The following is an 8,576-nucleotide window of genomic DNA, read 5'->3' on the forward strand; positions in this document are numbered from 1 at the left end:
ACCGCCCGCTCCCCTTGGCCCGTCCCGGTTCCTCGTTCGTCTGCCAGGCCTGTGGGGCCAGGACGCGGCAGTTCTTCGGCCGCTGCTCCGGCTGCGGCGGCTGGAACACCCTGGTGGAGCAGAGCGAGCCGAGCGGCGACAGTCGGCGGCGCCGGCCGGTGGCCGCCGCCGCCGCTCCGGGGGCTGACGGGGCCGGGACGCCGGGGCGGCCGCGCCGCTCCGAACCGATCCAGGCGGTGGGGGACCGGCCCCTGCAGCGCCTGGCCAGCGGCTACGGCGAACTGGACCGGGTGCTGGGGGGTGGCCTGGTGCCCGGTTCCCTGGTGCTCCTGGGGGGCGACCCGGGCATCGGCAAGAGCACCCTGCTGCTGCAGAGCGCCCGGGCCATGGCCGCCCGGGCGGTGGTGCTCTATGTCAGCGCCGAGGAGTCGGCCCAGCAGGTGAAGCTGCGCTGGCGGCGCCTGGCCGAGGACGGCCCCGGAGCTGGACCCGGCGCCGTGCCGGAGGCGGGTGACGGTGAGAGCGAGGGCCTGCGCCTGCTGGCGGAGACCGACCTGGAGCTGGTGCTGCAGGAGCTGGAGACCCTGAGGCCCGAGGTGGCGATCATCGACAGCATCCAGGCCCTGCACGACGCCGAGCTGGGCAGTGCCCCCGGGTCGGTGTCCCAGGTGCGGGAATGTGCGGCCGCCCTGCAGCGCATCGCCAAGCGGCAGCACACCGCCCTGGTGCTGGTGGGGCACGTCACCAAGGAGGGGATGCTGGCGGGCCCCAAGGTGCTTGAGCATCTGGTGGATGCGGTGCTCACCTTCGAGGGGGACCGCTTCGCCAGCCACCGGCTGCTGCGGGCGGCCAAGAACCGCTTCGGCGCCACCCATGAACTGGGGGTGTTCGAGATGCGGGGGGCGGGGCTGGTGGAGGTGAGCAACCCCAGCGAGCTGTTCCTGGCCGGGGATGGACCCAGCCCCGGCACCGCCACGATCGTGGCCTGCGAGGGCACCCGCCCGCTGCTGGTGGAGGTTCAGGCCCTGGTCAGCCCCACCAGCTATGCCAGCCCGCGGCGCACCGCCACCGGCATCGGCACCAACCGCCTGCACCAGATCCTGGCGGTGCTGGAGAAGCACATGGGCCTGCCCCTGTCCCGCTTCGACTGCTACCTGGCGGTGGCCGGCGGCCTGGAGGTGGAGGAGCCGGCGGCGGACCTGGGGGTGGCGGCCGCCGTGGTGGCCAGCTACCGCGACCTCACCCTGCCGGCGGGCACGGTGCTGCTGGGGGAACTGGGCCTGGGGGGGCAGCTGCGGCCCGTGGGCCAGCTGGAGCTGCGCCTGCAGGAGGCGGCCCGGCTGGGGTTCGCCCGGGCGGTGGTGCCCCGCGGCAGCGCCCTCGGGCCGGTGGCGGCCGGCCTGGGCCTGCAGCTGCTGGAGGCGGCCACGGTGGCCGAGGCCCTGGTGGCCGGCCTGGGGGTCAACCCCGCCGCGTGACAGCGGCCCAGGGAGCGCGGCTCAGAAGTAGACGTCGACGTTGCTGCGGCCGGAGGACTTGAGCCAGTTCTCGATGTCCAGGTAGCCGCCCGGGTAGAGGCGCACCGCCTTGGTCCAGTAGGCGGCGGCCTCGTCGAACCAGCGGTCGGCGGCGTCCTGGTCGCCGGTCTCCTCCGCCAGCCGCCCCCACTTCTCGTAGATCAGGCCCATGTTCTTGAGGCAGGAGGGGGAGTTGCCGTTGGCGTCCAGGGACTGGCGATAAAAGTCGAGGGCCTTTTCCTCCTCGCCGTTGCTCATGAAGATGATCGCCATGTTCTTGAGGATCTCGCCCCGGTCGATGCTGTTCTCCTCGAGCTTCAGGGCCTCCTCGTAGTTCTCCAGCGCCTCGGCGTAGTCGCCGTCGTTCTGGGCCGACAGGCCGTCGCGGTAGTAGACGTAGGCCTCCTTCGCCTTGGGATCGATCGGCAGCAGCTTGACGATCAGGTCGGCCATGACCGTGAAGCTCTTGTCGATGAAGTTGTCGTTGCGCTGCGAGCGGGGCAAGGGTCCAGGTCCGGATCTTCCACCCATCCTGCCTTGGGCGGCCGGGGCAACGGCGTGGCGGCTCCCTAGCCTGGGGCCCGGCCCCCCCTCCGGCACCCAGCACCGGCACCCCCCGCTTGAGCGCCACCCCCCCCGCCAGCAGCTCCCGCGAGCCGTTGCTCCTCGATGTGGAGGGCATGAAATGCGGCAGCTGCGTCCGCGCCGTGGAGCAGCGCCTCCTGCAGACCGAAGGGGTGCGCCAGGCGAGCGTCAACCTGCTGACCCGCACGGCCTGGGTCGACCTGGAGCCCCGCTCTGACGGTCCCGATGGGGTCGGCGTGGATCCGCTGCCCGCCCTGCTGGGCAGCCTCGAGGGCCTGGGCTTCCAGGCCCGGCTGCGCCCCCAGGAGCCGGAGCCCGCCAGCCAGCGGGAGCGGCGCCAGGCCGAGCAGTGGTGGCGCCACTGGCGCCAGCTGCTGGTGGCCCTGCTGCTGCTGCTTGTCTCCGGCCTGGGGCACCTGGCTGACGCCGGTCTGCTGGCCTGGCGCGGTCCCTGGCCGCTGCTGGGCAGCCCCTGGTTCCATGCCCTGGTGGCCACCCTGGCCCTGGCCTTCCCCGGCCGGCCGATCCTGGTCCGCGGCGTCCGCTCGGCCCTGGCCGGGGTGCCCGGCATGGACACCCTGGTGGGACTGGGGGTGGCCAGCGCCTACCTCTCCAGCCTGGTGGGCTGGCTGTGGCCGGCCAGCGGCTGGCCCTGCTACTTCAACGAGCCGGTGATGCTGCTCGGCTTCGTCCTCACCGGCCGTTTCCTGGAGGAGCGCGCCCGCTACCGCACCGGCCGGGCCATCGAGGAGCTGGGCGCCCTCCAGCCCGACCATGCCCTGCTGCTCCTGGGCGACGGCCCCCCCCGCCAGGTCCGGGTGGGCGGGCTGCGGCCGGGGGACCGGCTGCGGCTGCTGCCGGGCGACCGGGTGCCGGTGGATGGGGTGGTGCTGGAGGGGTGCTCGCGCGTCGATGCCTCCAGCCTCACCGGCGAGCCCCTGCCCCAGTCGGTCGAACCGGGCAGCGAGCTGGCCGCCGGCCTGCTCAACCTCGAGAGTTCCCTGGTTTTGGAGGTGCGCCGCCGTGGTGCCGACAGCGCCATCGCCCGCATCGTGCGCCTGGTGGAGCGGGCCCAGGCCCGCAAGGCGCCGATCCAGGGCCTGGCCGACAGGGTCGCCGGCCGCTTCACCGTCGTGGTGCTGCTGCTGGCGCTGGCCACCCTGCTGTTCTGGTGGCTGTGGGGATGCCGGCAATGGCCCGAGGTTCTCACCATGGGCGCGGCCGTTGGCCACGGGGCCCATGGGCACCTCTCCCACGCCCACGGCGCCCTGGCCCATGACGGCGGTGCAGCCGGCACCCCCTTCAGCCTGGGGCTGCAGCTGGCCATCGCGGTGCTGGTGGTGGCCTGCCCCTGCGCCCTTGGCCTGGCCACGCCGACGGCGATCACCGTGGGCTCCGGGCTGGCGGCCCGTTCCGGCCTGCTGTTCCGGGGCGGCGATGCGATCGAGACCGCCTCCCGGCTGGAGGCGGTGCTGTTCGACAAGACCGGCACCCTCACCATCGGCCGTCCCCTGGTGACGGCCGTCCGGGTCGTGGGGGCGGCCCCGGGCAGCCCGGCGGAGGCGGCTGAGGCCGCCCGGCTGGTGCAGCTGGCGGCGAGCCTCGAGCAGCACAGCCGCCATCCCCTGGCCCACGCCGTGCTTCAGGAGGCCCAGTGCCGGGGGCTTCCCCACCTGAGCGTCAGCGAGGCCCAGGCCCTCCCCGGCGAAGGGGTGCAGGGGCTGGTGGAGGGCACCGGCCTGGTGCGGGTGGGCCGGCTGGACTGGCTGGCCCGCCAGGGGGTGATGGCGGAGCCCGCTGGTACGGCCCTGCAGCAGGACCTGGAATCGGGTGGTGCCACCCTGCTGGCGGTGGCCGCCGAGGGGCGGTTGCTGGGACTTCTGGCCGTGGAGGACCGGCCCCGGGCCGATGCCGCCGCCACCGTGACCCGCCTGCGGCGGCTGGGGCTGCGGCTGGGCCTGCTCAGCGGTGATCGGCGCGCCAGCGTCGAGGGTCTGGGCCACCGCCTGGGCCTGCGGCCCGAGGAGCTGGCCTGGGAACTGCGACCCGAGCAGAAGCTGGAACGGCTCCTGCTGGCCCATCGCCAGGGGGCCGTGGCGATGGTGGGTGACGGGATCAACGATGCCCCTGCCCTCGCCGCCGCCGACCTGGGCATCGCCGTCGGCACGGGCACCCAGATCGCCCAGGAGAGCGCGGCCCTGGTGGTGATGGGCGAGGGACTCGACGGCATCGTCCGGGCCCTGGAGATCGCCCGGCGCACCATGGCCAAGGTCCGCCAGAACCTGGCCTGGGCCTTCGGTTACAACCTGATCGTCCTGCCGATCGCCGCCGGTGCGCTCCTGCCGGGCTTCGGCCTGAGCCTCTCGCCCGAACTGGCGGCCCTGCTGATGGCCTTCAGCTCGATCACCGTGGTCGGTAACGCCCTGCTCCTGCAGGGTCTCCCAAGGGATTCCGCGCCATGAGCGGGCGCTTCCTGGTGCTGGAGGGCATCGACGGCTGCGGCAAGACCACCCAGATCGAGGCCCTGCGTGCCTGGCTGCCGCTCAGCGGCCTGATGGCGCCCGGCGCCCGGCTGGTGGTGACGCGGGAGCCGGGCGGGACGGCCCTGGGCCAGGCCCTGCGCGCCCTGCTGCTGCGGCCGCCGGAGGGGGCCGCCCCCTGCAGCCTCTGCGAGCTGATGCTCTATGCCGCCGACCGGGCCCAGCACGTCGAGGAGTGCCTGCGTCCGGCCCTGGCCGCCGGCGACTGGGTGCTGAGCGACCGCTTCAGCGGCTCCACCGCGGCCTACCAGGGCTATGGCCGCGGCCTGCCCCTGGCAACCATCCGGCAGCTCGAAGTGATGGCCACCGGCGGCCTGGAGCCCGATCTCACCCTCTGGCTGGATCTCCCCCTGGCCGGCTCCCTGCAGCGCCGCGGCGACCGGCCCGCCGACCGCATCGAGGCCGCGGGCGAGGCCTTCCTGCAGCGGGTCAGCGACGGCTTCGCCAGCCTGGCCGCCGAGAGGGGCTGGCACCGCGTCGCGGCCGGAGGGCCGATCGAGCAGGTGACGGGCCGCTGCCGCTCCCTGATCACGGAACACCTGGGCGGCGCCGGCGCAGGGGGCCATGGCTGAGTTGCTCGCCGATGCTGAGCTGTTCGCCGATCTGGTGGGCCAGCCCCAGGCCGTGGCCCTGCTCACGGCCGCCCTCGAACGGCGGCGGCTGGCGCCCGCCTACCTGTTCGTCGGCCCCGACGGGGTGGGCCGGCGGCTGGCGGCCCTGCGCCTGCTCGAGGGGGTGCTCGCCGGTGGCACCGCCGGTTCGGTGCCGCTGCGGCGACGCCTGGCGGCGGGCAACCACCCCGATCTGCTCTGGGTCGAGCCCACCTACCTGCACCAGGGCCGGCTGGTGAAGGCTTCCGAGGCCGAGGCCCAGGGCCTCAGCCGCCGCAGTCCCCCCCAGCTGCGCCTGGAGCAGGTGCGGGAGGTGACCCGGTTCCTGGCCCGCCGACCGGTGGAGGGGGAGCGTTCCCTGGTGGTGCTGGAGACGGTCGAAGCGATGGCCGAAGCGGCCGCCAATGCCCTGCTCAAGACCCTCGAGGAACCGGGCCATGGCCTGCTGATCCTGCTCACGGCGACGCCGGACCGGCTGCTGAGCACGATCCGCTCCCGCTGCCAGGCCATCCCCTTCGCCCGCCTGCCCCCCGCCCTGGTGCACCAGGTGCTGGGGCGGCTGCCGCTGGCCGAGGGGACACCGGAGCGGGCCGTGGCCGATCCCCCCGAGCTGCTGGAGCTTGCCGCCGGATCTCCCGGGGCCCTGCTGCACCACCGGCGGGTCTGGCAGGGCCTGCCCGAGGGACTGGCGGAGCGCTTGCTGGCCCTGGGCCGGGAGCCGATGGAGGCCCTGGGCCTGGCCCGCGACCTCAGCGAGGCCCTCGATGGCGAGCAGCAGCTCTGGCTGCTCGACTGGTGGCAGCTGCACCTCTGGCGGCGGCGCCAGGAACCGGCACCCCTGCGGCGCATCGAGCAGCTGCGCAGCCACCTGCTGGCCTACGTGCAGCCGCGGCTGGCCTGGGAGGTGGCCCTGCTGGATCTAGGTTGCTGAGGGCTGCCTTCAGGCCACCGCCCCTTCGCCCGTCTTGGGAACCGCGGCGAGCCTGGCCTCCCTGGCGGAGCGGATGGCGGCGGCGAGGGGTTCGATCTGATCGACGGGAGGCAGCTCGAGGCAGTAGCCGGCGCCGTAGACGGTCTTGATGAAGCGGGGTTTGCGGGGGTCAGGCTCGAGCTTGGTGCGGAGGTGGCGGATGTGGACCCGGATGGTCTCGATGTCGTCGTCCGGCTCGTAGCCCCAGACCTCCTTGAGAATCAGGGAAGGGGCAACGGTTTGGCCGTGGCGCTGCAGCAGGCAGTGGAGGAGTTCGAACTCGGTGTGCGTGAGGCGGACGGGCGCGTCGAACCAGATGGCCTCGAAGCGCTCGGGGACGAGGGTGAGGGAGCTGAAGCTGAGGATCTCGTTGTGCTTGGCGGAGAGGGGTGCGCGCTCGCTGCGCCGCAGGAGTGCCTTGACCCTGACCATGAGCTCCTCGAGATCGAAGGGCTTGGTGAGGTAGTCGTCGGCGCCGGAGTTGAAGCCGCTGACCTTGTCCTTGGTGCTGCCGAGGGCGGTGAGCATCAGGATGGGGATCTTGGCGGTGCGCTCGTCGCGCCGCAGGCGCTGACAGAGGGTCAGACCGTCGACCTTGGGGAGCATCAGGTCGAGCAGGATCACATCGGGGCAGTACTGAACGGCAAGGGCCTGGCCCTTGATGCCGTCAGCGGCCCTCTGGACATCGAAGCCGCCGTGCTCAAGGTGTCCGGCGACGAGATCGAGCATGTCGCCGTCATCTTCGATGAGCAGGATGGAGGGCTTCATGGGTGTTCGAGGCGAGGCGAGTCGTCGTGGGTGCCTGGGTAGGGAGCACGGGGACGGGAGAGGACAGTGTCGCGGTTTTGCGTTGACACTGCAGGGATGAGGGTGCAGGTGCGCACCTGGCCGGGGGCTGAATCCGGCTCAGCCGACCACTGCCACCGGCCGTTACCGGAGTGATGGGGCCCGGCAACGGGCGGAAGGAGAAACTCCCCGGGCGGGATTCGAACCTGCGACCAATCGGTTAACAGCCGACCGCTCTACCACTGAGCTACCGAGGAAGACACCCGGCGGACCGGGATCCGAAGACCTTACCTTTCGGCCCCGCCGGCGGGCAAGGGGGCCAGGGAGCGGCGCAGGCTTTCGCCGCTCTGCCAGGGGCCGACCGCGCCGGCTTCCATGCGGGCAGCCCCGTCACAGCACTCCAGTTCCTCGAGACGGTGGGTGATCCACAGCGCGGTGAGGGGGGATGGGCTGCGGTGGCAGAGCCGATGGATCAGCTCCAGCACCTCCTTCTGACTGTCCGGATCCAGCAGGGCGGTGGGTTCATCCAGGAGCAGCAGTGTCGCGGCGCTGGCCAGGGCCCCGGCGATCGCCAGCCGCTGCTTCTGGCCGCCGCTCAGGGTGTGGATGGGGCGCTGCTGCAGGCCCTCCAGCCCCACCTGGGCCAGGGCCGACGCCACCCGCCCGGCACGGGCCGCGTCGTCGAGGCCCTCGGGGAGGGCCAGCTGCAGATCGCTGCCGCAACTGGGCAGCAGCAGCTGGTGGTCGGGGTTCTGGAACACCAGGGCCGGTCGGCCCTGGCAGGTGATACGGCCGGCCGTCGGCGTGAGCAGGCCGGCGACCAGGCGCAGCAGGGTGCTCTTGCCGCTGCCATTGCTGCCGACGAGCATCCACAGGCCCGGCCCCGGAATCCGCAGCCGGCAGTCCTGCAGGGCCGGAACGCCTTCGCCCCAGCCGAAGCGGAGTCCCTGGATCTCCAGGGGGGGCTCGACCGCCCCGGAGGTCGCCGATGCGCTCAAGGCTCGAAGTTGAAGCCGGGACGCTTGCCACCGCCGGCGACCGACGACTTCTCATAAATCTGCACGGCGACGATCTCGCCGCTCAGCAGACTGACGCGCTTCTGCTCGTCCTTCTCGCAGGTGAGCTCGAGCACCTTGGGGTGCCCGCTCTCGAGCGCCTGGCGCACGTCCCCGTACAGGGCCTGGGCGCCGTCCAGTTCCTTGCGCTGGACGGCAACGGGCATGGGGCTGAGCCGGAGGGAGATCTCGACGACGTACATGGTGGAGGGGGCTGGGGGCCGGGACGGTGGAGAGGGCGAGCCAGGCCACTCTGGCGAATCGCCGGCCGTCCGGGAGAGGTGGGTACTTGTACTCATTCCCTGATGGCAACGGCCCCCTTGGCCGCACAGAAAGGGGCTCTTCTCTTACGATCAGGTTGTAACGCTTCGTGAAGCACCTCCCATGACGATCGCCCTGGGGCGCGCCCCTGCCACGCGTGGATGGTTCGACGTCCTCGACGACTGGCTCAAGCGCGACCGCTTCGTTTTCGTGGGGTGGTCCGGTCTGCTGCTGTTCCCCACGGCCTATCT

General features: G+C 72.6%; 8 protein-coding genes, 1 tRNA gene and 1 pseudogene. 5 read left to right on the top strand and 5 right to left on the bottom strand.

The annotated features are described in order from the left end of the window. Nucleotides 1–14: 14 nt before the first annotated feature. Nucleotides 15–1,478 (top strand): DNA repair protein RadA, encoded by a 1,464-nt coding sequence (gene radA / locus H6G99_RS06055; protein WP_190610515.1) that lies wholly within the window; start codon nt 15–17, stop codon nt 1,476–1,478. Nucleotides 1,479–1,499: 21 nt separating this feature from the next. Here the strand turns inward: radA and H6G99_RS06060 are convergent, their stop codons facing one another. Next, nucleotides 1,500–2,021, bottom strand: a complete 522-nt coding sequence (locus tag H6G99_RS06060) for a photosystem I assembly protein Ycf3 (protein ID WP_094586668.1) — start codon at nt 2,019–2,021, stop codon at nt 1,500–1,502. 116 nt (nt 2,022–2,137) lie between these two features. Here H6G99_RS06060 and H6G99_RS06065 point away from each other — a divergent pair, with 116 nt between their 5' ends. The 3 genes from H6G99_RS06065 to H6G99_RS06075 are packed head-to-tail and all read left to right on the top strand — an operon-like array spanning nt 2,138 to nt 6,184. Beyond that, a complete protein-coding gene (locus H6G99_RS06065; protein WP_286190998.1) occupies nt 2,138–4,564 on the top strand; it encodes a heavy metal translocating P-type ATPase in 2,427 nt (808 codons plus the stop codon). Then, complete coding sequence (gene tmk, locus H6G99_RS06070) at nt 4,561–5,214, top strand: dTMP kinase (protein ID WP_190610516.1); 654 nt, start codon at nt 4,561–4,563, stop codon at nt 5,212–5,214. Before H6G99_RS06065 ends, tmk begins: the two co-directional genes overlap by 4 nt. Further along, the gene (locus H6G99_RS06075; protein WP_190610517.1) at nt 5,207–6,184 is read left to right on the top strand and encodes a DNA polymerase III subunit delta'; all 978 of its coding nucleotides are present in this window, start codon (nt 5,207–5,209) and stop codon (nt 6,182–6,184) included. Before tmk ends, H6G99_RS06075 begins: the two co-directional genes overlap by 8 nt. Before the next feature lie 9 nt (nt 6,185–6,193). Here the strand turns inward: H6G99_RS06075 and H6G99_RS06080 are convergent, their stop codons facing one another. The 4 genes from H6G99_RS06080 to H6G99_RS06095 all read right to left on the bottom strand — a co-directional run bounded on the left by H6G99_RS06080 (nt 6,194) and on the right by H6G99_RS06095 (nt 8,267). Further along, a complete protein-coding gene (locus tag H6G99_RS06080; RefSeq protein WP_190610518.1) occupies nt 6,194–6,991 on the bottom strand; it encodes a response regulator transcription factor in 798 nt (265 codons plus the stop codon). Nucleotides 6,992–7,194: 203 nt separating this feature from the next. After that, nucleotides 7,195–7,266, bottom strand: a tRNA-Asn gene (locus tag H6G99_RS06085). Between the two features lie 30 nt (nt 7,267–7,296). Then, nucleotides 7,297–8,007, bottom strand: a complete 711-nt coding sequence (locus tag H6G99_RS06090) for an ABC transporter ATP-binding protein (RefSeq protein ID WP_190610519.1) — start codon at nt 8,005–8,007, stop codon at nt 7,297–7,299. Next, nucleotides 8,004–8,267: a UPF0367 protein family gene (locus tag H6G99_RS06095; protein ID WP_094586658.1), complete on the bottom strand. Its 264-nt coding sequence runs from the start codon at nt 8,265–8,267 to the stop codon at nt 8,004–8,006. Before H6G99_RS06095 ends, H6G99_RS06090 begins: the two co-directional genes overlap by 4 nt. 181 nt (nt 8,268–8,448) lie before the next feature. Between H6G99_RS06095 and H6G99_RS06100 the strand changes: the two are divergent. Next, nucleotides 8,449–8,576: pseudogene (locus H6G99_RS06100) on the top strand (photosystem II D2 protein (photosystem q(a) protein)); the annotation flags it as partial.

This window comes from Synechococcus sp. FACHB-909 (assembly GCF_014698945.1).
GTDB lineage: Bacteria > Cyanobacteriota > Cyanobacteriia > PCC-6307 > Cyanobiaceae > Cyanobium.